This is a genomic window from Streptomyces sp. DSM 110735, from assembly GCF_016482685.1.
Taxonomy (GTDB): Bacteria; Actinomycetota; Actinomycetes; order Streptomycetales; family Streptomycetaceae; genus Streptomyces.
Genome location: NZ_JACYHF010000026.1, coordinates 1 through 21,667, shown reverse-complemented (window position 1 = coordinate 21,667; position 21,667 = coordinate 1). Strand labels below are relative to the sequence as shown.

At 72.3% G+C, this 21,667-nt stretch carries 22 protein-coding genes; 6 read left to right on the top strand and 16 right to left on the bottom strand.

Annotated elements, in window-relative coordinates:
* Nucleotides 1-53: 53 nt before the first annotated feature.
* Nucleotides 54-1,007 (top strand): LysR family transcriptional regulator, encoded by a 954-nt coding sequence (locus IF655_RS27695; RefSeq protein ID WP_199587871.1) that lies wholly within the window; start codon nucleotides 54-56, stop codon nucleotides 1,005-1,007.
* A gap of 13 nt (nucleotides 1,008-1,020) precedes the next feature.
* On the opposite strand, the gene IF655_RS27690 is transcribed toward IF655_RS27695, so the two are convergent.
* Nucleotides 1,021-1,779 (bottom strand): alpha/beta hydrolase, encoded by a 759-nt coding sequence (locus IF655_RS27690; protein ID WP_199587870.1) that lies wholly within the window; start codon nucleotides 1,777-1,779, stop codon nucleotides 1,021-1,023.
* A 455-nt stretch (nucleotides 1,780-2,234) separates the two neighbouring features.
* Between IF655_RS27690 and IF655_RS27685 the strand changes: the two genes are divergently transcribed.
* A complete protein-coding gene (locus IF655_RS27685) occupies nucleotides 2,235-2,552 on the top strand; it encodes an ATP-binding protein (protein ID WP_199587869.1) in 318 nt (105 codons plus the stop codon).
* Between the two features lie 70 nt (nucleotides 2,553-2,622).
* Here the strand turns inward: IF655_RS27685 and IF655_RS27680 are convergent, their stop codons facing one another.
* The 4 genes from IF655_RS27680 to IF655_RS27665 form a co-directional block, all read right to left on the bottom strand.
* A complete protein-coding gene (locus IF655_RS27680) occupies nucleotides 2,623-2,826 on the bottom strand; it encodes a PspC domain-containing protein (RefSeq protein WP_199587868.1) in 204 nt (67 codons plus the stop codon).
* Between the two features lie 187 nt (nucleotides 2,827-3,013).
* Complete coding sequence (locus tag IF655_RS27675; RefSeq protein WP_199587867.1) at nucleotides 3,014-4,231, bottom strand: PP2C family protein-serine/threonine phosphatase; 1,218 nt, start codon at nucleotides 4,229-4,231, stop codon at nucleotides 3,014-3,016.
* 46 nt (nucleotides 4,232-4,277) lie between these two features.
* Nucleotides 4,278-5,105 carry an SDR family oxidoreductase gene (locus IF655_RS27670; protein ID WP_199587866.1) on the bottom strand — a complete coding sequence of 276 codons (828 nt, stop codon included), beginning with the start codon at nucleotides 5,103-5,105 and terminating at the stop codon, nucleotides 4,278-4,280.
* A 167-nt stretch (nucleotides 5,106-5,272) separates the two neighbouring features.
* Nucleotides 5,273-5,707: a nuclear transport factor 2 family protein gene (locus IF655_RS27665; protein ID WP_199587865.1), complete on the bottom strand. Its 435-nt coding sequence runs from the start codon at nucleotides 5,705-5,707 to the stop codon at nucleotides 5,273-5,275.
* A gap of 136 nt (nucleotides 5,708-5,843) precedes the next feature.
* Between IF655_RS27665 and IF655_RS27660 the strand changes: the two genes are divergently transcribed.
* Nucleotides 5,844-6,743, top strand: a complete 900-nt coding sequence (locus IF655_RS27660) for a helix-turn-helix domain-containing protein (RefSeq protein WP_199587864.1) — start codon at nucleotides 5,844-5,846, stop codon at nucleotides 6,741-6,743.
* A 12-nt stretch (nucleotides 6,744-6,755) separates the two neighbouring features.
* On the opposite strand, the gene IF655_RS27655 is transcribed toward IF655_RS27660, so the two are convergent.
* From IF655_RS27655 to afsQ1, 4 genes are all read right to left on the bottom strand, one after another.
* Nucleotides 6,756-7,310 (bottom strand): VanZ family protein, encoded by a 555-nt coding sequence (locus IF655_RS27655; RefSeq protein ID WP_199587863.1) that lies wholly within the window; start codon nucleotides 7,308-7,310, stop codon nucleotides 6,756-6,758.
* Between the two features lie 171 nt (nucleotides 7,311-7,481).
* A complete protein-coding gene (locus IF655_RS27650) occupies nucleotides 7,482-8,093 on the bottom strand; it encodes a hypothetical protein (RefSeq protein ID WP_199587862.1) in 612 nt (203 codons plus the stop codon).
* Nucleotides 8,090-9,721, bottom strand: coding sequence for a HAMP domain-containing sensor histidine kinase (locus IF655_RS27645; RefSeq protein WP_199587861.1), 1,632 nt, complete (start codon nucleotides 9,719-9,721; stop codon nucleotides 8,090-8,092). Before IF655_RS27645 ends, IF655_RS27650 begins: the two co-directional genes overlap by 4 nt.
* The gene (afsQ1, locus tag IF655_RS27640) at nucleotides 9,718-10,395 is read right to left on the bottom strand and encodes a two-component system response regulator AfsQ1 (RefSeq protein ID WP_026248263.1); all 678 of its coding nucleotides are present in this window, start codon (nucleotides 10,393-10,395) and stop codon (nucleotides 9,718-9,720) included. Before afsQ1 ends, IF655_RS27645 begins: the two co-directional genes overlap by 4 nt.
* Before the next feature lie 270 nt (nucleotides 10,396-10,665).
* Between afsQ1 and IF655_RS27635 the strand changes: the two genes are divergently transcribed.
* Nucleotides 10,666-11,442: a SigE family RNA polymerase sigma factor gene (locus IF655_RS27635; RefSeq protein ID WP_199587860.1), complete on the top strand. Its 777-nt coding sequence runs from the start codon at nucleotides 10,666-10,668 to the stop codon at nucleotides 11,440-11,442.
* A gap of 479 nt (nucleotides 11,443-11,921) precedes the next feature.
* On the opposite strand, the gene IF655_RS27630 is transcribed toward IF655_RS27635, so the two are convergent.
* The gene (locus IF655_RS27630) at nucleotides 11,922-12,524 is read right to left on the bottom strand and encodes a uridine kinase (RefSeq protein WP_199587923.1); all 603 of its coding nucleotides are present in this window, start codon (nucleotides 12,522-12,524) and stop codon (nucleotides 11,922-11,924) included.
* 160 nt (nucleotides 12,525-12,684) lie between these two features.
* On the opposite strand from IF655_RS27630, the gene IF655_RS27625 reads away from it, so the two are divergent.
* Nucleotides 12,685-13,110 carry a hypothetical protein gene (locus tag IF655_RS27625; RefSeq protein WP_199587859.1) on the top strand — a complete coding sequence of 142 codons (426 nt, stop codon included), beginning with the start codon at nucleotides 12,685-12,687 and terminating at the stop codon, nucleotides 13,108-13,110.
* Between the two features lie 103 nt (nucleotides 13,111-13,213).
* Here the strand turns inward: IF655_RS27625 and IF655_RS27620 are convergent, their stop codons facing one another.
* From IF655_RS27620 to deoC, 3 genes are read right to left on the bottom strand one after another with little or no spacing between them, the layout of a single operon-like run.
* Nucleotides 13,214-14,119: an aldehyde dehydrogenase family protein gene (locus IF655_RS27620; RefSeq protein WP_199587858.1), complete on the bottom strand. Its 906-nt coding sequence runs from the start codon at nucleotides 14,117-14,119 to the stop codon at nucleotides 13,214-13,216.
* Nucleotides 14,112-15,548 carry an aldehyde dehydrogenase family protein gene (locus tag IF655_RS27615; protein WP_199587857.1) on the bottom strand — a complete coding sequence of 479 codons (1,437 nt, stop codon included), beginning with the start codon at nucleotides 15,546-15,548 and terminating at the stop codon, nucleotides 14,112-14,114. The genes IF655_RS27620 and IF655_RS27615 overlap by 8 nt, the downstream gene beginning before the upstream one ends.
* A 5-nt stretch (nucleotides 15,549-15,553) precedes the next feature.
* Nucleotides 15,554-16,513 (bottom strand): deoxyribose-phosphate aldolase, encoded by a 960-nt coding sequence (gene deoC, locus IF655_RS27610; RefSeq protein ID WP_206776523.1) that lies wholly within the window; start codon nucleotides 16,511-16,513, stop codon nucleotides 15,554-15,556.
* 142 nt (nucleotides 16,514-16,655) lie between these two features.
* Between deoC and IF655_RS27605 the strand changes: the two genes are divergently transcribed.
* Complete coding sequence (locus IF655_RS27605) at nucleotides 16,656-17,327, top strand: PH domain-containing protein (RefSeq protein ID WP_199587855.1); 672 nt, start codon at nucleotides 16,656-16,658, stop codon at nucleotides 17,325-17,327.
* Between the two features lie 149 nt (nucleotides 17,328-17,476).
* On the opposite strand, the gene IF655_RS27600 is transcribed toward IF655_RS27605, so the two are convergent.
* From IF655_RS27600 to IF655_RS27590, 3 genes are all read right to left on the bottom strand, one after another.
* Nucleotides 17,477-18,616: a hypothetical protein gene (locus IF655_RS27600; protein WP_199587854.1), complete on the bottom strand. Its 1,140-nt coding sequence runs from the start codon at nucleotides 18,614-18,616 to the stop codon at nucleotides 17,477-17,479.
* 159 nt (nucleotides 18,617-18,775) lie between these two features.
* Complete coding sequence (locus tag IF655_RS27595) at nucleotides 18,776-20,419, bottom strand: phospho-sugar mutase (protein ID WP_199587922.1); 1,644 nt, start codon at nucleotides 20,417-20,419, stop codon at nucleotides 18,776-18,778.
* Between the two features lie 63 nt (nucleotides 20,420-20,482).
* Complete coding sequence (locus IF655_RS27590; protein ID WP_199587853.1) at nucleotides 20,483-21,295, bottom strand: purine-nucleoside phosphorylase; 813 nt, start codon at nucleotides 21,293-21,295, stop codon at nucleotides 20,483-20,485.
* Nucleotides 21,296-21,667 lie beyond the last annotated feature (372 nt).

The following is a 21,667-nucleotide window of genomic DNA, read 5'->3' as shown; positions in this document are numbered from 1 at the left end:
TACGTACGCTCCCGCTCATCCGTCCAATGCATGGAATCGCCATAATCGTTCCCATGGAGCATCAGCACAGGTCACAGCCGCGCCTGTCACCGTCCGGTGACACAGAAGACATGGCGATGCTGCTCGCGCCCCGCCTCGCCTACTTCGCCGGGGTGGCCCGCACCGAGCACGTCACCCGGGCGGCGCGCGAGATGAACGTCCCCCAGTCCACCCTGTCCCGCGCGATGGTCCGCCTGGAGCAGGACCTCGGCGTCGACCTGTTCGCCCGGCACGGGCGCACCGTCTCCCTCACCCCCGCCGGACACACCTTCCTCGCCTCCGTCGAGCGCGCCCTCGCCGAGGTCGAACGCGCCGCCGAGGAGGTCCGCGCCGACGCCGACCCCGCCACCGGCAAGGTCGCCTTCGGCTTCCTGCACACCATGGGTCCGGAGACCGTGCCCGGGCTGCTCCAGGCATTCCGCGCCGACCACCCCCGCATCCGCTTCAGCCTGGTGCAGAACTACGGCGAGGCCATGCTGGAGCGGCTGCGCGCGGGCGAGCTGGACCTGTGTCTGACCTCGCCGGTGCCGGACGCCCCGGACCTGGTCGCCCGCCGCCTGGACGAGCAGAAGCTGCGCCTGGTCGTACCGGCCGACCACCACCTCGCCGGGCGCCGCCGCATCCGGCTCGCGGAGGCAGCCGAGGAGACCTTCGTGACCCTGGAACCCGGCTACGGGCTGCGCCGCATCACCGACGACCTGTGCAGCGAGGCGGGATTCCGGCCCAGGGTCGCCTTCGAGGGTGAGGAGACCGAGACCCTGCGCGGTCTGGTCGCGGCCGGACTCGGGGTCGCCCTGCTGCCACCGCCCACCGTGCCGCGCCCGGGTGTGGTCGAGCTGACCGTGACGGCTCCGCGCGCGGTCCGTGAGATCGGCGTCGCCTGGCTGGCCGACCGCCCGGACACCCCACCGGTAGCCGCCTTCAAGAGGTTCCTGCTCTCCCGGCGCGGGAGCCTGCTTCCCAACTGACCCTTCGTGAGCCCTACTTGCGCAGCGAGCGGCCGAAGCCGGACGCCAGCGGCATCCGCAGCCCTATCGGCGGCGGTGCCGCGAGGGCGTCCTCCACCGGGCGGGACACCGGGTGCCCGAAGAGGGCGCCCAGGACGAAGTCCTCGGTGAGGGCGATTACTTCGTCCCGGTACTGATGCAAGCCGTGGCCGTCCGAGTGCACTTCGAACCGGCACACGTCCCGGTTCACCTTCTTGGCGCGGGCGGCGAGACGGAAGGACAGCTCCGGGTCGGACCGCTCGTCGTTGGTGCCGTGCGCGATCAGCACCCGGCGCCCCACCAACTGCTTCACCGGCTCGACCGGTATCGCCACGTCCTCCTCGGGCAGCCAAGGTGCCAGCGCCACCACGGAGTTGACCGCCTCGTGCCCTCCGGCACGCAGGGCGGCGCGTCCGCCCATGTGCAGCCCGACCAGGCACACGGGCACATCGCCGTAGAGCCGTACCGCCTCGTCGGCCGCCCATGTGGCATCCGACGCGAGGTGCGCCTCGGTGCCGTTCCATCCCCGGTACCGGTAGTGCACCGGATGCACGGCGAGCCCTTCGGTCCGCCCCGTACGGGCGAGCCGCCGCCCCAGCGCGCGAACCAGCCCCGTGGAGAAGGGAAACGGTCGCTGCTCCGAGACCTCCGTGCCCCCGGCGAGCAGCAGCACCGCCCCACTCACCGCGCCCGGCCCGGAGCCGACCGCCTTCCCCAGCCTGGCCGTTCGGACCGGCGCCGCTTGCTGTCCCATGGCAGAACAGTGTCAGAAGCGGCAGTGAACCAAACCCTTCCCGGCGGTCACCGTTGGGTATCGACCGAACGTGTGCCCGACGTGGGACGGGGGAGGGTGGCGGGTGTGAAGCCCGGCGTCGGGTGGGGAGTCCGGTTTACCGGAGTCGCTTCTCCGTCAATGCGATGAAAACAGGGTTCATTCCTTTCGATGAACGGGGTGGGGTGTGAAATGACGCCCTCGAATGCGGATGCGAGGGAGGGGAGGGCGAATACCTGTTCATGGGTGGGGCGCCCATCAGGGGTTATCTTTCGAACGGGCGGACGGGGGCAGGGGTGTTGGGGGTGGGAATACGGACGCGCATTCACAGGTCGTTCGCATTTCGGTGTTTGCGGCGGACGGTTCGGCGCGTTTACGGTCGGGGACCGCTCATCGAATGAGATCCCCGTTTCTCGCATTCAAGGACGCCATTCACCATGAAGCAGTCTGCCGTCAAGACCCTCGGTGTCGCCGCGCTCGGCGCCGCCTTCGCCGCCGTCGGCGCGGGTGCCGCCAACGCGGCCCCGGCCGCTCCGCAGGGCCTGGACTCCGTCACCAAGACGCTCCCGGGCGCCACCGGGGCCCTCACCCAGGGCCAGGGTGCCGTCGGCAGCGGGCTCGCCGCCGCGCAGCCCGCCGTTCAGAAGGTCGTCGCCCAGGGTCCGGCGGCGCCGGTCGCCGGGCTGCTCGGCGGTCTGCCGCTCAAGGGGCTGCCGACCCACGGTCTGCCGGTCAACGGCATTCCGCTCGGCTGACCCCGAGGCACCCACGAGCCGTCGTCGCGCCCGGATCCGTCCGGGACGCGTCGGCGGCTCGCGCGTGTGCTCACCAGGTCGCCGGGCGCGCCTTGTCCTCGGAGGGGAACAGGATCCACAGGGCTATGTAGAGCAGGAACTGCGGTCCGGGCAGCAGGCAGGACAGCAGGAAGATCACCCGCATCGTCGTCGCCGAGGTGCCGAAGCGGCGCGCCAGCGCTGCGCACACTCCGCCGATCATGCGGCCGTCGGTGGGGCGGGCAAGGGCGGTCATGGCTGTTCCTCCGTCGTCATCGTCGGCCCGTGGGCGAGCCGTTGGCGGTCGGCGGCCGATGCGCCGCCCCCGTTCTGTGATTCCACGGTACGAGGGCAAAGGGGGAGAATTCATCACTCCAAGGAGCGACAACGACCCTGGAATTCGTCGGGGTCCGCCCCCGAGGGGACCCCGGGAAGCGCGTCGGTCAGAGGCGTACGACGACCAGCGCGATGTCGTCGCTCGTGCCCTCGGCGGGGAGCAGATCCCGCAGCACGGCGTCGGCCAGCGCCCCGGGTCCGGCGCTGTGCCGGTTGCCGTCGAGGGAGCGGACGAGCTGGTCGAGCCCGGTGTCGATGTCCTGGTGGCGGCGTTCGATGAGCCCGTCGGTGTACAGCAGCAGGGTGTCGCCCTCGGTGAAGGCGATGGTGGCCTCCGGGCGGGGGCGCGGTTCGGGGGCGGCGTCCAGGGGCGGGTCGGTCGCCCGGTCGAGGAGGTCCGCGCCGCCGGTGCCGCGCAGCAGGACGGGCGGCGGGTGCCCGGCGCTGGAGTAGGTGATGGTGTGGCGGTCCCAGTCGATGACGGCGGTCACCGCGGTGGTGGACTGGGCGCCGTCGAGCGAGTGGGCGTACCTGCCGAGGACCTCCAGCGCCTGGGCGGGTCCCCGGGCGACCCGCGAGGTGGCGGACAGGGCGCTGCGGAGCTGCCCCATGACCCCGGCGGCTTCGAGACCGTGACCGACGACGTCACCGACCGCGACGGCGATCCGGTCCCCGTCCTCCAGCTCGACCAGGTCGTACCAGTCCCCGCACACGTTGAGCGAGTCGACGGCGGGGCGGTAGCGGACGGCGACGCGGTGGCGGTCGACCGGCGTGGGGGCGGGGAGCATCGCGCGCTGCAGGCTGAGGGCGACCTCGCGCTCGCGGGCGTGCGCCCTGCGCAGGCGCTCGTTGACCTGGTGCAGCTCCCGCATCCTGCTGTACAGCTCCGCCTCCAGACCGCGCTCGCCGCCCGGACGGCCGCTGACGCGCAGCAGCTCGGTGACCTCCTCGACCCGGTGGATCAGTACGGCGATGTGCCCGTCCGGCGCGAAGACCGGCGCGTTGACGGGGCTCCAGTACCGCTCCACCCACCGCCCGCCCTGCTCGGCGGACTCGACGTCGTAGCGCTGCAGTGCCATGGTGTCGATCTCGCGGGTGCGTACGACGCGGCGCAGGGACGCCTCCAGGTTCCGCGCGCCGGAGGCACCGGGGTTCCCCGGGTTGTCGGGGAAGGCGTCGAAAAGATACCGCCCGACCACCTGTGCGCGGCTGCGGCCCGCCTGCCGCAGGAACGCGAGGTTGGCATCGACGAACACCAGATCGGGACTGAGCAGCGCGACCGCGCCCGGCAGGGCCTGGAACACGGCCGCGTAGTCGATGGCCATCGCACCAGAATAGTCGGGAAAGACCCTTATTGGATCATTCGTCCGCTCACCCCGCCGCCACCGAGTACGCCACCTCCCGGTGCGCCTCGTGCTCGGCGAGCCGGTCCGCGAGCGCCGCGTGCACGTCGTCGTACGTGTCCGGACCGAGCGGCAGCCGGAGCGGGGTCGCGTCGGAGTCCACGAGGTCGATCATCGCGTCCGCGATCTTCTCGGCGCTGTTGGGCAGCGGGAAGCGCCCCTCGGCGACCGCCTGCCGGGTCGCGCCCGCCGGGGTGTCCGCGTAGGCGTCCAGCGGCGGCGCGGTGTCGATCGAGGTGGCGAAGTTGGTCGGGGTCGCGCCCGGCTCGACGATGGTCAGGGCGACACCGAACGGCGCGATCTCCCGCGCGGCGGTCTCGCAGAATCCCTCGATGCCCCACTTGGACGCGTGGTAGTAGCCGAGCCCCGGATAGGTCGTCTGCCCGCCCGCGGTGGACACCTGGAGGACGCGACCGCCGCCCTGGGCGCGCAGATGCGGGAGGACCGCGCGGATCACCTGGACCGAGCCGATCAGATTGGTGTCGACCACGCGGCGGATCTGCTCGTCGGACGCCTCCTCGACGGACGCGAGCACGCCGTACCCGGCGTTGTTCACGACCACGTCGATCCTGCCGAGGTCCTGGAACGCCTCCCCGACGACCCGGCGCACCTCGTCGGTGTCGGTGACGTCCAGGTGAGCCGTCCAGAGCCGGTCGCCGTACTCCGCGCGGAGGTCGTCCAGCGCCTCGGGCCTGCGGAGCGTCGCCGCGACGCGGTCGCCCCGGGCCAGCAGGCGCTCGGTGAGCAGCCGACCGAAGCCCGAGGAGGTGCCGGTGATGAACCAGGTGGTGGTCATGGTGCTTTCCTCGCCGTCTCGTGGGGTGTGTGCCGTACCCGTGTGCCGTACGGCTCCGTGTGCCGTACGGCTCCGTGTGCCGTCGTACGGTTCCGTGTGCCGTACGGCTCCGTGTGCCGTCGTACGGTTCCGTCGCCGGTCGTGCCGTACGTACGAGCCTGTCGCCGTCAGCGGGTTCCCGCCTCCGCGCGCGCGTAGAACGCGGCCAGCCTGCCGGGGTCCTTGAGGTAGACCTCGATCGCGCGCACCGTGCCGTCCTCGACCCGGTGGACCTCGGTCATGGTCAGCGGGAACTCCTCGCCGGTGCTGTGGGCGGTGAGCGTTCCGGTGAGCCTGCCGACGACGCCGGAGGGACCCTCGAAGACCTCGGCGCCGGTGAGGGCGACGGCGGCGTGGCCCGTCATGACGGCCAGGACCGAGCCCACGAACGCCTCGCGTCCCCGGTGGACGCCCCCGTAGGGGAGCTGCTCCGGCTCGTCCACGGTCACCTCGGGGTGGAGCGCGGCCAGGACGCCCGGCACGTCGCCCCGGCCCAGCGCGTCGTACAGCCGCCGTACGACGTCCGCGGGGGTCTCCGTCACTGTCCCGGTCCGGTCGTTCATCTCGGGTGTCCTTTCGGTCGGTCGGGGGAAGCGGTCACCTCCATGCAACGGGAGCCCGGCGTCCCGGGGGAGTCCTTGCCGTGAGGGGTAACGGCAGGGACCCTCACGGCGGGCGCGCGCTGCCTAGGCTGCCCCCATGGACAATCGGGACGCCGTCAGCGCCTTCCTGCGCTCCAGGCGCGACAGGATCACCCCCGGCCAGGCGGGGCTGCCGGTGTACGGACAGCGTCGGGTGCCCGGACTGCGCCGGGGCGAGGTCGCGACGCTCGCCGGGGTGAGCGTCGAGTACTACACACGCCTGGAGCGCGGGAACCTCCAGGGCGTCTCCGACAGCGTGCTGGACGCCCTCGCGCGGGCGCTGCGGCTCGACGCGACCGAGCGGATGTACCTGTACGACCTCGCCCGCGCCGCCGGACCGGCGCCCGCCGCGCGGACCCGGCAGCGGCAGAGCCGACCGACGGTGCGGCCGAGCGTGGCGCGGATCGTCGCGGGGATGCCGGGGCTGCCCGCGTTCGTCATGAACAACCGTCTCGACGCGCTGGTCGCCAACCCCCTGGGCCGGGCGCTGTACGCGGAGTTGTACGCCGACGCGGCCACCGGCGGGAACGTCGCCCGCTTCGCGTTCCTCACCCCCGCCGCCCGGCGGTTCTACACCGACTGGGAACACATGGCCCGCTTCGCCGTGGGCGCGCTGCGCGTGGAGGCGGGGCGCAACCCCCACGACCCGGAGCTGACCCGGCTGATCGGCGAACTGTCCACGCGCAGCGACGAGTTCCGCGTGATGTGGGGCTCCCAGGACGTGCATGTCTTCCGCGACAGCACGAAGCGCTTCCACCATCCGTTCGTCGGCGACCTGGAACTCGACCAGGAGACCATGAACCTGCCCGACGACAGCGGGCTGAGCCTGCTCGTCTACAGCGCGGCTCCGGGAACGCCCGCCGAGGACGCCCTGACGCTGCTGGCCAATGGGTCCGCTACGACGGGACAGGCGGCGCGCGAACAGCGGGTGGAGCGGGACGAACCCCGGCACCCCTGACAGGGGCGTCCCCTACGGAACGATCCCGACCCGGGGAATCGTCGGCGTACGCCCCTGGGACGCCTCACCCGGAACCGCGACCGTCCCCCGCTCCCCGACCCGTGTCCGCCGCCGCAGCCAGGCACGGCCCGCCGGGACGAGCGCCAGATGGACGAGGACCACCCCGGCGGTGTTCAGCAGCAGCGCGTCCACGTCCGCGACCCGCCCCGGCACCCCCGTCTGTACGAGCACGATGCCCAGCGAGATCAGGGCGCCCGCGGCGGCCGTACGGAACAGGGAGCCGAGCAGGGAGACGGTGAGCCTGCCGTCGGCCATCGGCAGCAGGAAGCCCAGCGGGGCGAGCAGCGCCAGACCGGCGCCGATCCGGGCGGTCGCGTCGGGCCAGCCGAGCGCCAGGTCGGCGCGGACCCCGGCGAGGGGGCGCAGATTGGCCGGGCGCACCCAGGGCACGTCCAGCGGGCGCAGCGTCAGCCAGGCGACGAGGGCGAGGTGCGCGACGAGGAGGACGCCCCCTGTCACACGGATGCGGATCACGGCATTGCCGCCGATGGAGCCTTGACGCTGCACGCCTCCCAAGACGCGCCACCCCGCCCGGTCGGTTCCGCACGCACCACCCGCGCCCTCGTGAGGCATACGCCACACCGCCCGTCGGCACGCCGCCGCGCACGCTCGCCGTGCACCGCGGCACCGCGCGCCACCCCAGGGCGGCGCCCCGGCTCAGCCCTGGTTCACCGCGGCTCAGCCCCGGTCCACCGCGCTGGACGGCGGGTCCGTGCGGCCCGGGCGGTCGCGTACGTCGTCGGTGCACTCGTAGCGGCGCAAGCCCCCGGTGCCGGGACCGCCGAGGACCACCGCGCCGTCCTCCTCGGTCGCCGTGGAGTCGGAGAGGGTGCACACGACCTGGGCGAGGGCGTAGGCGGAGAGCCGGGTGGGCGCGGTGCTCAGCCGGAGCGCGTCCTCGGGGTCGTCGTGGCCGGGACCGGACACGCCGAGTCCGCCCGGCACCCGGGTCGCGTACCCCGCCGCGCGTTCCCCGGCGGAGGGCGCGGCGGCGAGCTGGTCGAGCAGCCCCTCGGCGACGATGATCCGGCGCCGCGCGTCCGGGGTGCCCTCCGGCACCCGGACCGTACGGTCCACCGCGACCAGCGACGACTCGCACAGCAGGAACACCTGGACGGGCACGCCGTGCGCGGACTCGTCCGGCAGCCCGGAGCCGGTGAGCGAGCAGGGCACGCGCGAGGGCGCCCGCCCGAAGTCGGTCGGCACCTCGGTGGGCCGGATGCCGCACCCGGCGAGCAGCGCGCCGAGCAGGGGCAGCGCCAGGAGCGGTCGCAGCGTACGCGCCCTCATCCGCGCCCCTCCCCGTCGGAAGCACCGGAACCGCCGGAAGCACCGGAACCGTCGCCCGCCGGGCCGTTCCCGGAAGCGCCGTCGTCCTTGCCGTCCTCGCCCTCCTCCTCGGTCAGGTCCGAGGCGTCCCGGGGCAGGCGCAGCGTGAACACCGCGCCGCCCTCGGGGGAGTTGGCGGCGGTGATCTCGCCGCCGTGGATGTGGGCGTTCTCCAGCGCGATGGACAGACCCAGTCCGCTGCCCTCGGAGCGGGGGCGGGAGGCGCTCGCCTTGTAGAAGCGGTCGAAGACGTGCGGGAGGACGTCCTCGGGGATGCCGGGACCGTGGTCGCGCACCGCGATGACCAGGTCGTCGCCGTCGATGCGCACCGAGACGCGCACCGGGGAGCCGCCGTGCTTGAGGGCGTTGCCGATGAGGTTGGCGAGGATGACGTCGAGGCGGCGCGGGTCGAGCCGGGAGTGGATGCCCCGCTCGGCGTCCAGGTCGACCGCGTCGAGCCAGGCGCGGGCGTCGATGCAGGCGGTGATCTGGTCGGCGAGGTCGACGTCGTCCAGGACCAGCCGGGCGGTGCCCGCGTCGAAGCGGGTGACCTCCATCAGGTTCTCCACGAGGTCGTTCAGGCGCCGGGTCTCGCTGACCACGAGCCGTACCGCGGGCTCGATCATCGGGTCTATGCCTCCGCCCTCGAACTCCAGCTCTTCTTCGAGGACTTCGGTGACGGCGGTGATCGCGGTCAGCGGGGTGCGCAGCTCGTGCGACATGTCGGCCACGAAGCGCCGGGACGCCTCGTCGCGCGCGGCCATGTCCGCGACCCGCTTCTCCAGCGCGGCGGCGGCGTTGTTGAACGTCCGTGACAGGTCCGCGAGTTCGTCCGTGCCGGAGACTCGCAGCCGGGTGTCGAGGCGCCCCTCGCCGAGCCGTCTGGCAGCCACCCCGAGCCGGTGCACCGGCTTCAGCACGGTCGTCGCGGCAGCCTGCGCGAGCAGCGCCGAGCCGATCAGCGCGAGCCCGGTGGCGATACCGAGCGACCAGGCGAGGGAGTTGAGGTCCTTCGCCTCCGGCTCAAGGGACTTGGCCATGTAGCCGGTCGCGCCGCCGCCGATCACCTTCGTGCCCGCGATCAGATACGGCGTGCCGTGCTCGGTGACCCGCTGCCAGTACAGGTGGTACGGCGCCTCGCCCGAACCGCTCGTCTTCTGCCGCTTGTTGACAGCCGCCGACAGCGAAGCGGGCACGTCCTTCAGCGAGAAGCCGTTCAGCCCCTCCGAACTGCCGTACACCGTGCGGCGGTCGGTGTCCTGGGCGACAAGCAGCACGCTGAAGCGCTGGCTGCTGCCCGCCATCTGCCCGGCGGCGATCTGGAGTTCGTCCTGGGTGGGATGCGTGGGCAGCGCGCCCGCGCGGTTCTGCATCTCCAGCCGGAAGTCGCGCAGCACCGCGTCCTGGGCGCGAGTGAGCACCGCCTCGCGGTTGAGCCAGTACGCGATGCCCGACGCGGACACCGCGGCGGTCAGCGCGACCAGCCCGAAGACCAGCACAAGACGCAGTCTGAGGCTCGTGAACCGCAGCCCGGCAGGCTTTCTCCCCCGCTCGGCCAGCCAGCGGCCGAGTCCCCCTCGTTCGTTCACTGAGGCGCGTCCAGGCGGTAGCCGACCCCACGGACCGTGCGGATCAGGGTCGGAGAGGACGGCACGTCCTCCACCTTGGCCCGCAGCCGCTGCACACACGCGTCCACCAGGCGCGAGTCGCCCAGGTAGTCGTGCTCCCACACCAGACGCAGCAACTGCTGCCGGGACAGCGCCTGTCCGGGCCTGCGGCTCAGCTCCAGGAGCAGCCGCAGCTCGGTCGGGGTGAGCTGGAGGTCCTCGCCGTTCTTCGTCACGGTCATCGCCGAACGGTCGATGACCACGTTGCCGAAGGTCGCGGAGTCGCTGGACTCGCGCTCCCCGCGCCGCAGCACGGCACGGATACGGGCGTCCAGGACGCGGCCCTGCACCGGTTTCACCACGTAGTCGTCGGCGCCGGACTCCAGCCCGACCACCACGTCGATGTCGTCGCTGCGCGCGGTCAGCAGAATGATCGGCAACTGGTCGGTGCGGCGGATGCGCCGGCACACCTCGAACCCGTCGATGCCGGGCAGCATCACGTCCAGCACGATCAGGTCCGGCCGCTGTTCTCGCAGCAGCTTCAGACCGTCCTCGCCGCTGGCTGCGGTGGCGACCCGGTGCCCCTGGCGCGTCAGGGAGAGCTCCAGGGCCGTACGGATGGCGTCGTCGTCCTCGATCAGCAACAGGGAAGGCACGGGCTCATTCTGGCCCATGCACCGGCTCCCGTACGACCCGTGCCGCACCGCGCACTACGGCAGGAGGCGGGTCCGGCGAGGTCAGAGGGCATATCGCCCTGCCACCCGGATTGCCCGACAGCCGGGAACGACCCGCCGGGCGGGGTCCCTGTGACAGGTCTGTGACAGTCGGCGGACACGGCCATGAAGGTCGTTCGGCAAGCTTTTCGGCACGGGGGAAACAGCACCGAACAGCCCGAACACCGGAAAGTCCACGACGGGGAGCGCGAGATGAACACGCCGCACGGCATGAGCACCAGCGCAGTGGTCACACGTCTGCACGACGTGCACCGGGGGATCGAGAAGTCCGGTGCCGGCACGGGCACCGCGCTGCTGGAACGCGGCCGGGAGCCCGGGAGCGTACGGGGGTGCGCGCGCGGCACCGGGCGTCAGCACACCGGGTACATGACGGTGGTCGACGCACGCCAGGGGGAGGCGTACGGGACGGGCGCGTACGGGGAGGAGCAGGGGGAGCGACGCTCCCTGACGGAGGCGGAGTTCACCGCCTACGTCCAGGAGCGCCGCGCCTCCCTGTACGCGACCGCCTATCACCTCACCGGTGACCGGTTCGAGGCGGAGGACCTGCTGCAGAGCGCGCTGTTCTCGACCTACCGCGCCTGGGACCGGATCAGCGACAAGGCAGCGGTCGGCGGTTACCTCCGCCGCACCATGACCAACCTGCACATCAGCGCGTGGCGCCGCCGCAAGCTGAACGAGTACCCGACCGAGGAACTGCCGGAGACGCCCGCCGGTACGGACGCGATGCGCGGCACCGAGCTGCGCGCGGTCCTGTGGCAGGCGCTGGCCCGGCTGCCCGAACTCCAGCGCACGATGCTGGTCCTGCGCTACTACGAGGGCCGTACCGACCCCGAGATCGCCGACATACTCGGCATCAGCGTCGGCACGGTGAAGTCCAGCATCTGGCGCTCGCTGCGCCGGCTGCGCGACGACGAGGTGCTCAGCCTCGGCCGCGACGAGGAGAGCGCGTTCGGCGAACTGGTCGCCTGAGAGTTTCCGTGGACCCGCCGGAGCATCGGCGGGCCGACGGGGAAAGCCCCGGGGCGATGGGGGAGAAGCCCTGGGGCGAGGCCCGAGGGGGGCCAACGGGGGAACGGGGGAGGAACCGCGGGACCGCTGGGGGGCGGTCCTGCGGGAAACACAGGGGGATCACGGGGGAACGGGGAAACACGGGGGAGCACGGAACGGAGGGGCGGGACTGGAGGGCCGGGGGGCCACCAGTCCCGCCCCTTCGTCGCGCGGGCCGGTGATGCGTCGAGCGCGCGGGTGCGGCGTCGGGCGGGCGGTGCGCGGAGGCGCGCGGGCTAGGGCCTGTCCGGCGGATCTTCGTGGAGCAGCCCGCGGCGTCTGGTGCGTGCTCTCGGCGTGCGCCCGGATCTCCCTCGTACTGGACGTACTCGGGTGATTCGGGCGTGCGGCGAGAGTGCGTGCCAGACGCCGCGGGCCCACGAAGATCCGCCGGACAGGCCCTAGGCAGCCGCCCCCTGAGCCGTCTCCCGCTCCGCCCCCGCCGCCGCGAGACGGCTCAGCGCCTCGTCACGCCCGCAGGGGTGGGCGCCCAGGGAGACCTGGCGGGTCACGATCGTGCGCTCGGTGCGCATCAGGCGCCAGCCGCGCCGCAGCAGGAACGGCACCGACTTGCGGCCCTCCTTCAGATCGCGCAGGAAACGGCGCCGGAACGTGGTGAGCGGACCCCGGGTCAGACACAGCGCGTCCGCCAGCAGCCCCAGTTCACGGCAGCGCTCCACGATCTCCGCCGCGAAGATCCCCTCGGCGACGAACAGCGGCGTACGGCCGATGTCCAGGGTGTCCTCGCCGGTACGGGCGCTGCGCGAGAGGTCGTACACCGGCACCGGCGTCGAACCCGTCGCGCACAGGCGGGTGATGGCGGCGACGGCCACGTCCGCGTCCCAGGACAGCGGGTGGTCCCAGTCGATGTCCGCACTCCCGTCCACCAGCGGCAGCGTCGGGTCGTCGCCCTCCTTGTAGAAGTCGTCGAGGCGCAGGACGGGCAGCCCGCAGAGGGCGGCGACGAGTGACTTGCCCGAACCCGAAGGGCCGCACAGCAGCACCACACGGGCGGGGAACGGGGGATGGATGCTCACGGAGCACCAGTTTGAGGCATGGCGGCGCCGTTGCCGACCACGCGGGTCGGCTTTGGAACGTGCGTCACACCTCAACTACCCTACGTGTCGACCGCATTACCCCGCGCACCCGAAGGTGGCACCAGCGATGGCCCGACACTCCGCACCCCGGTCCCCCCGGAACCCGGCCCGGCGCGCCCTGATCGCCCTCGCGACGGCCGGAGCCGCCCTCGGTGCGGGCGCGGCGACCGCCCACGCCGACGCGTCCGCGCCCCTCGTGGACCTGCCCTCCCGCCCGACCTCCCTCGGCAAGGTGGACCCCCAGGCGGGGCTGTCCGCCCTCACCACCACCCTCGGCTACGCCACGGGCCCGATCGCCGGGCTCAAGCCCAACCCCCTCGCGGGCACCGGCGTCGACCCCCTGAACAACGGAGTGGGCACCCAGCTCGCCGACTTCAAGCCGCTCACCTCCCAGGCGCTGACCGCGCCCATCGCGGAGGCGCGGTCCTTCGGCCACATGCCGGTCGTCGGCCAGGTCCTCGGTCTCCTCGGCGCGGGCACCCCGCAGAGCTGACCGGACCCCGACCCCGCTACGCGGCGAGCCGCGCCGCTCCCGCCTCGTGGACGGGGGCGACGCGGCTCGCGCGCGTACGGAACGTACGGAGGTCGGGCGGGGGTCAGTACGACGAACCCGCCGCGCCCAGCGCCCCGGTGGGGTGCCAGACCGTCTTCGTCTCCAGGAACGCCGTCATCCGGTCGATACCCGGGGTCGCGGCGAAGTCCACAGGCTGTGGACGCAGGACGCGCTTGAGGTTGTCCGCCGCCGCGATCTCCAGGTCCTTCGCCAGCTCGGCGTCGGCGCCCGCGAGGTCGATGGCGTTGACGTCTTGGTGCGCGGCGAGGGGCGCGGCGATCTCCGCCGTCCTGCCGGACAGGATGTTGACGACACCGCCGGGCACGTCGGAGGTGGCCAGCACCTCACCGAGGGAGAGGGCGGGGAGCGGGGACTTCTCGCTCGCGATCACGACCGCCGTGTTGCCCGTCGCGATCACCGGGGCGATCACCGAGACCAGCCCGAGGAACGAGGAGTCCTGCGGAGCCAGTACGGCGACGACACCGGTCGGCTCGGGGGAGGACAGGTTGAAGTACGGGCCCGCGACCGGGTTGGCGCCGCCGACCACCTGGGCGATCTTGTCGGTCCAGCCCGCGTACCAGACCCAGCGGTCGATCGCCGCGTCCACGACCGCCGCCGCCTTCGCCTTGGACAGCCCCTCGGCCTCCGCGACCTCGCGGACGAACTGGTCCTTGCGTCCCTCCAGCATCTCCGCGACGCGGTAGAGGACCTGACCGCGGTTGTACGCGGTCGCGCCGGACCAGCCGCCGAACGCCTTGCGCGCGGCGACGACCGCGTCACGGGCGTCCTTGCGGGACGACTGCGGTGCGTTCGCGAGCCAGTTGTTCTTGGAGTCGGTCACCTCGTACACCCGGCCGCTCTCGGAACGCGGGAACTTCCCGCCGACGTACAGCTTGTAGGTCTTGAAGACCGACAGCCGCGGCTCGGTCTTTTCCGTCTTCTCAGACATCGAGGTACGCCTCCAGGCCGTGGCGGCCGCCCTCGCGGCCGAAGCCCGACTCCTTGTAACCGCCGAACGGCGAGGTCGGGTCGAACTTGTTGAACGTGTTGGACCAGACGACCCCGGCGCGCAGCTTGTTGGCCACGGCCAGGATGCGGGAGCCCTTCTCGGTCCAGATGCCCGCCGACAGCCCGTACTGCGTGTTGTTCGCCTTGGCGACCGCCTCGTCCGGCGTGCGGAAGGTGAGCACCGACAGGACGGGACCGAAGATCTCGTCGCGGGCGATGGTGTGCGCCTGGGTGACGTTCGTGAAGAGCGTCGGGGCGAACCAGTAGCCGGAGGAGGGGAGTTCGCAGGCAGGGGACCAGCGCTCGGCGCCCTCCGCCTCGCCCTTCTCCGCCAGCGCGGTGATCCGGGCCAACTGCTCGGCGGAGTTGATCGCGCCGATGTCGGTGTTCTTGTCCAGCGGGTCACCGAGGCGCAGCGTGGACAGGCGGCGCTTGAGGGCGTCGAGCAGCTCGTCCTGGATCGACTCCTGGACCAGCAGCCGCGAGCCCGCGCAGCAGACCTGACCCTGGTTGAAGAAGATGCCGGTGACGATGCCCTCGACAGCCTGGTCGATGGGGGCGTCGTCGAAGACGATGTTGGCGCCCTTGCCGCCCAGCTCCAGGGTGAGCTTCTTGTCGGTGCCCGCGACCGTGCGCGCGATCTGCTTGCCGACGGCCGTGGAGCCGGTGAAGGCGACCTTGTTCACGTCGGGGTGCGCGACCAGCGCGGCGCCCGCGTCGCCGTACCCGGGAAGGATGTTGACGACACCCTTGGGCAGCCCCGCCTGGCGGCAGATGTCCGCGAAGAACAGGGCGGACAGCGGAGTGGTCTCGGCGGGCTTGAGGACGACCGTGTTGCCCGCGGCGAGCGCGGGGGCGATCTTCCACGCCAGCATCAGGAGCGGGAAGTTCCAGGGGATGATCTGACCGGCCACGCCGAGGGGGCGCGGTGAAGCGCCGAAGCCCGCGTGCTCCAGCTTGTCCGCCCAGCCCGCGTAGTAGAAGAAGTGCGCGGCGACCAGCGGGAGGTCCGCGTCGCGGGTCTCCTTGATCGGCTTGCCGTTGTCCAGCGTCTCCAGGACGGCCAGCTCGCGGCTGCGCTCCTGCACGATCCGGGCGATGCGGAACAGGTACTTGGCGCGCTCGGATCCGGGGAGCGCCGACCACTTGGCGAACGCCTTGCGGGCAGCCCTGACCGCGCGGTCCACGTCCGCCTCGCCGGCCTGCGCGACCTCGGAGAGGACCTCCTCGGTGGACGGGGAGACGGTCTTGAAGACCTTGCCCTCGGCCGCCTCGGTGAACTCACCGTCGATGAACAGGCCGTAGGAGGGGGCGATGTCGACGACCGAGCGGGACTCGGGCGCCGGTGCGTACTCGAATGCGGATGCCATGGTGATCAGTCCACCGTCACGTAGTCGGGGCCGGAGTAGCGGCCGGTGGCCAGCTTCTGACGCTGCATCAGCAGGTCGTTCAGCAGCGAGGAGGCGCCGAAGCGGAACCAGTGGTTGTCCAGCCAGTCCTCGCCCGCGGTCTCGTTGACCAGGACCAGGAACTTGATCGCGTCCTTGGTGGTGCGGATGCCGCCCGCGGGCTTCACGCCGACCTGGACGCCGGTCTGGGCGCGGAAGTCGCGCACCGCCTCCAGCATCAGCAGGGTGTTGGCGGGGGTGGCGTTGACCGCGACCTTGCCGGTCGAGGTCTTGATGAAGTCCGCGCCCGCCATCATGCCGAGCCAGCTCGCGCGGCGGATGTTGTCGTACGTGGACAGCTCGCCGGTCTCGAAGATGACCTTCAGCCGGGCGCTGGTCCCGCAGGCTTCCTTCACGGCGGTGATCTCGTCGTACACCTTGAGGTAGTCGCCCGCGAGGAACGCGCCCCGGTCGATGACCATGTCGATCTCGTCGGCGCCCGCGGCGACGGCGTCGCGCACGTCGGCCAGCTTCACGGCGAGCGCGGCGCGGCCGGCCGGGAAGGCGGTGGCGACCGAGGCGACCTTGACGCCGGAACCGGCGACGGTCTCCTTGGCGACGGCCACCATGTCGGGATAGACGCAGACGGCGGCGGTCGTCGGGGTCGTCCGGTCCGTCGGGTCCGGATGGACCGCCTTGGCGCCGAGCGCCCGGATCTTGCCGGGCGTGTCCGCGCCTTCCAGCGTCGTCAGGTCGACCATCGAGATGGCGAGGTCGATGGCGTACGCCTTCGCGGTGGTCTTGATGGATCGGGTGCCGAGGGCGGCGGCGCGCGCCTCCAGGCCGACCGCGTCGACGCCGGGCAGCCCGTGGAGGAAGCGGCGCAGCGTGCTGTCGGACGCGGTGACGTCGGCGAAAGCTGTCGCGGGGGAGGATGTGCTGGGCATGGTCACCAGACGAGCATATCTACGCGCGTAGCGGCTGTATACCCCCGGAGCGGGACGTAAAGGGACCGGTGCAGATCACGGTTGGGCGCCGGTTTCGCCGCCGGTCGCGGGCGAGGCGGACATGTCGTGCACAATCGGGGCCATGACGAGCCCGCAGCAGCAGCCGACCGCGCCCCCGGCGCCCGCCCACAAGGACTGGGCGCACCGTTCGACGATGGGCATCGGCGGCGGGCTCCTGCTGTGCGCGATCACCGGCTGGCTGGGCATCGACGCGCTGGTCCACGGCGACGGGCGCACCCCCTGGCTCGCGCTCGCGGGGATGTTCCTGGTGCTGCCGTTCGTGATCGCCTTCACGCTGCGTCCCGCCGTCTTCGTGAACGAGCAGCGGCTGCGGGTCCGCAACCCCTTCCGCGTGATCACCCTGCCCTGGGGGCAGATCTCGGGGCTGCGCTCCGGCTACTCCAACGAGGTCTTCACCAACGACGGCACCAAGTACCAGCTCTGGGCCATCCCGGTCTCCCTGCGCGCCCGCAAGCGCGCCAACCGCCAGCAGGCCCGGCTGCAGATGGAAGCCGCCGGTGTCACCTCTCCCCGCTCCGGCCGCCTCCCCTCCGTCTTCACCGCCCCGCGCGCCGGCGACTCGGACGAGCCGACCCGCGCCGCGACCGACAAGATCATGGACGACCTCCGCGAGCTGCACGAGGGACACGCGGACGTCGCCAAGGGCGAGGTCACGGTCCGCTGGGCGTACGAGATCCTGGCCCCCGCGCTGGCGGGCGCGCTCGCACTCGCGGTCCTGCTGGCGACGGGCTGACACCCCCGGCACCGGTCGAGGGCGTCCGCATCACCGATTCGTCCGCATCGCCGATCCCCCGGCCGGTTCCGCGCGGACGCCCTCACCGGTGACCTCGTCGTACTCCAGTCACCCCCGGATGGACACGTAGACGCCCGCGCGGACTGTCCTCAGACCTTGTAGTACAGGTCGAACTGCCGGTTGCTCCCCGCGTTGTTCGTGATGCCGAAGCTCAGGCGGGGGGAGCCGGAGCCGGTGTAGACGGCCATGCCCTCCGGTTCGCGGGGGTCGGCGGCGGCGTCGGCCTCGGAGTGGGTGCTGGCGATGTAGCCGGTGGCGGGGTCGTTCTGGGTGCCGTTGAGGTCGAAGGACGTGGTGTGGATCGCCCACTTGTCCGTACCGGTCAGGGTGCCGGACGCCGTGCCGGTGCGCGGGTCGCCGTCGAGCATGTAGACGTACTGGCCGTACGAGGTGAAGCCCTGGAAGGTCGCCGCCTTGCTCGTGTCCGGCGTGCCGTCGGCGGTGTACTTGTACAGCGGCGGCTGCTGGATGCGGGCCAGCGGGGCGGGCAGCGTGGCGGTGTTCGCGGTGGCGATGGCCGCGGAGAGGTCGTACGCCGCGAACCAGTGCGCCGAGCCCAGCGCGTAGCGGATCAGCAGGATGTCGTGGTCCACGTCCACCGAGGGGGTCATGGAGGTGGCCGCCGGGTCCGGTGAGCCGAAGCGCTGCACGGCGGGGTGGCTGGTCCACAGCACCGTCTGGCCGGCGAAGGGGAAGCGGACGAACTCCTGCCCGTAGCCGCTCTGTCCCGCCCCCGCCTCGGTCCAGATGTACGCCGGGGAGCCGCTCTTCGCCGGTTCAACACCGAGCGAGACACCGTGGCCGAAGCCCAGCAGGTACATGTAGCCGGTGACCGCGCCCGTGGACAGGTCGTGGCGGGTCAGACAGAGGTCGCCCGACTCCGCGTGGTCGTCGCCGCCGATCGAGGGGGTGATGGCCGCCTGGCTGCCCGAGCGGAGGTAGGCGACCTGGCTCGCGCCCGCGATCTGCAGCGTGTACAGGTGGCCGTTGACCGAGTCGAAGGCGATGCCCTGGAGCGTGGTGGAGCTGTCCTGGTTGCCGACGCCCGCGAGCCAGCGCGTCGACCCGGCGGCGACGTCGATCAGCGCCGTCCCGCCCGGAACGCTCGCGGGGTTCGCGACGGGCTCGGCGGACGCGTCCTGAGCGGGCAGCGTGAGCGCGGCGGCGGCACCCACGGCCAGCCCGGTGCCGCCGCGCATGAGGTTACGGCGGGTCATGTTCATGGTCATGCCGGGACTGTAGCGGGCGGGGCTGACACAACCCGGCGAAGGTTCCCGGCAGTTGACGAGAGCCCGCCTCCCCACGGAGACGGGCCCTCGATGTCGTACGGAGATGTCGTACCGGGATGTCGTACGGAGATGTCGTACCGGGATGTCGTACGGACGGGATCAGATCCCCGCCGCCTCCGACAGGTCCCGCTTGATCGCCGTCAGCAGCTCCGTCGCCTTCGCCCGGGCCGACGGCAGATCGGCGTGGGCGGCTACCGGGAGGACGACCTCCAGGTAGCACTTGAGCTTGGGCTCGGTGCCGCTGGGGCGGACGATGACGCGGGCGCCGTCCAGCGCGTAGCGCAGTCCGTCGGTGGGCGGGAGGGTCGCCGTGCCCCGGGTGAGGTCCTCCGCCGAGGTGACCGCCAGACCCGCGAGCCGCGTCGGCGGCTGCTCGCGCAGGCGGCGCATCGCGTCCGCGATGAGGGAGAGGTCCTCCACACGGACCGAGAGCTGGTCGGTGGCGTGCAGACCGTACGTCACCGCGATGTCGTCCAGCAGGTCGGTCAGGGTCCGCCCCTGCTCCTTCAGCTCCGACGCCAGCTCGGTGATCAGCAGCGCCGCCGTGATGCCGTCCTTGTCGCGCACGCCCTCGGGGTCGACGCAGTAGCCGAGCGCCTCCTCGTACCCGAAGCGCAGACCCTCCACGCGGGCGATCCACTTGAAGCCCGTCAGGGTCTCCTCGTAGGGGACACCCGCCCGCTCCGCGATCCGGCCGAGCAGCGAGGACGAGACGATGGACTCCGCGAACACGCCCCGCGCGCCCCGGCGCACCAGGTGCTCGGCGAGCAGCGCGCCCACCTCGTCACCGCGCAGCATCCGCCAGCCGTCGCCGTCGCCGTCGCCGTCGCGCACCGCCACCGCGCACCGGTCGGCGTCGGGGTCGTTGGCGATCACCAGGTCGGGGTCGGTCGCGCGGGCCGCCGCGAAGGCGAGGTCCATCGCGCCGGGCTCCTCCGGGTTGGGGAAGGCGACGGTCGGGAAGTCCGGGTCGGGCTCGGCCTGTTCGGCCACCAGCACCGGCTCCGGGAAGCCCGCCCGCGCGAACGCCGCGAGCAGCACGTCCTTGCCGACGCCGTGCATCGCCGTGTAGACGGTACGGGCGGTGCGCGCCGAGCCCTTCGCGAGCACCGCGTCCGTACGGGCGAGATACGCGTCCAGCACCTCGTCGCCGAGGATCTCCCAGCCGGACTCCGGGCGCGGTACGTCGGCGAGCGCCGCGACCGCGTCGATCTCCGCCGCGATCTCCGCGTCGGCGGGCGGGACGATCTGGGAGCCGTCGCCGAGGTACACCTTGTAGCCGTTGTCCCGGGGCGGGTTGTGGCTCGCGGTGACCTCCACGCCCGCGACCGCGCCGAGGTGCCGTATGGCGTAGGCGAGGACGGGCGTGGGCAGCGGACGGGGCAGTACGGCCGCGCGCAGCCCGGCGCCGGTGATCACGGCGGCGGTGTCCCGCGCGAAGTCCGCCGACTTGTGCCGGGCGTCGTAGCCGATGACGACCAGACCGTCCGTCTGCCCCTGCGCCTTCAGGTACGCGGCGAGACCGGCGGCGGCGCGGATCACGACCGCGCGGTTCATCCGCATCGGGCCCGCGCCCAGCTCGCCGCGCAGCCCGGCGGTGCCGAACTGGAGCGTGCCGCCGAAGCGGGCGGCCAGCTCGGCGGTGTCCCCGGCGTCGAGCAGCGCGCTCAGCTCCGCGCGGGTCTCGGGGTCGGGGTCCTCGGCCAGCCACGCCTGGGCCCGCGCGATGAGTTCGTCCTGCACGTCGTCCTGCACGTCCTGCACCTCGGGTGAACCTCTCTCTCGATCTGTCCGCTGCCGCCGGTACTACAGCCGGTTCAGCACCTGTCCCAGCAGCTCGCCCATGTGCGCCGCCGAGTCGCGGCCCGCCTGCAGGACCTCCTCGTGGTTCAGCGGCTCGCCGGTCATGCCCGCGGCGAGGTTGGTGACCAGGGAGATGCCGAGCACCTCGGCGCCCGCCTCGCGTGCGGCGATGGCTTCGAGCACCGTGGACATGCCGACCAGGTCGGCGCCGATGGTACGAGCCATGCGGATTTCGGCCGGGGTCTCGTAGTGCGGTCCGGGGAACTGCGCGTAGACGCCCTCCTCCAGGGAGGGGTCGATCTCCTTGCACAGGGCGCGCAGGCGCGGCGAGTACAGGTCCGTGAGGTCGACGAAGTTGGCGCCGACGATCGGGGAGGTGGCCGTCAGGTTCAGGTGGTCGCTGATCAGCACCGGCTGCCCGGGGCGCATGCCCTCGCGCAGACCGCCGCAGCCGTTGGTCAGCACGATGGTCTTGCAGCCCGCGGCGACGGCGGTGCGCACGCCGTGCGCGACGGCGGCGACGCCACGGCCCTCGTAGTAGTGCGTACGGCCCAGGAACACCAGCGCGCGCTTGGCACCGAAGGTGTACGAGCGGATCTTGCCGCCGTGGCCCTCGACGGCGGGCGGCGGGAAGCCGGGCAGCTCGGTCACCGCGAACTCGGCGTCGGGAGCGCCCAGGGCGTCCACGGCCGGGGCCCACCCGGAGCCCATCACGAGGGCGACGTCGTGGGTCTCGGCGCCCGTGAGTTCGCGCAGCCGCGCGGCGGCGGCGTCGGCGGCGGCGTGGGGGTCGTCCGGAAGGAGAGATGCGTTCACGGCACGAGGGTAGCCGGTCTTCGCCTACGCGCGTAGATGACGTAGCCCACGGGAATGCGATCGTTGTCAGGAAGATTCCGGCAAACAGCGGGCAAACCCTTTGCGAAAGGGCGGGGGTGTCTGTTGGCGGGGTGGGTGTCGCACCTTGGTGGGACCGCGTGCGCATCTTTGGCGGGGTGGCTGGTGCGGCTGGGTGGAGCCGTGTGCGCACCTTCAGTGGGGTGGGTCGTGGGGCTCGGCGGAATCGTGCGTGCGCTGCTGGCGGGATGGTTCGGCGGGACGGCGGGTGCCCTCGGGCGGGGTGGGTGTCGCACCTTGGTGGGACCGCGTGCGCATCTTTGGCGGGGTGGCTGGTGCGGCTGGGTGGAGCCG